The sequence below is a fragment of the Neisseria sp. SLRRB23 genome (assembly GCF_050896295.1).
GTDB lineage: Bacteria > Pseudomonadota > Gammaproteobacteria > Burkholderiales > Neisseriaceae > Neisseria.
On the sequence record NZ_JBPBFH010000113.1, the window covers coordinates 1 to 399 of the forward strand.

At 50.1% G+C, this 399-nt stretch carries 1 pseudogene; it reads right to left on the bottom strand.

The annotated features are described in order from the left end of the window. Positions 1-165: 165 nt before the first annotated feature. Positions 166-399, bottom strand: a pseudogene (locus ACRPFF_RS11340) (hypothetical protein); the annotation flags it as partial.

Here is a 399-nt window from a genome sequence, read left to right on the forward strand (position 1 = left end):
CAGAAAGGCGGCGTGCCGGCGCCAAAGGCGTTGCGACCGCGACAGCATAGACAGATGCCGTCAGGATGCGGATGAGGTAATCGGAATAAGGAAGGGGCGTGTTCATAATTCAATATGGGATAATCGGTGTATTAAATCTCTCATCACTTCTCTTATCTAGTTTGATTAAATAATCAAGGTAAACATACCTTTAATGATGCCCGGGCCTAATGTTGCGGCCAAGCCAACACCCAAACCGACGATACATGGCATGATGGTTTGTTCAAACCGCGCCGCTTTATTTTTTTCAAATGGGCGCTGCGCGAAGGCTGGGGCCATCCCAACGTTTTCCAGATTTGCAAACTGCGTTCCAGCGGCAGCACGACTTTCAAGCTGCAAGAAGTCGGGCGCCCGTCTCTT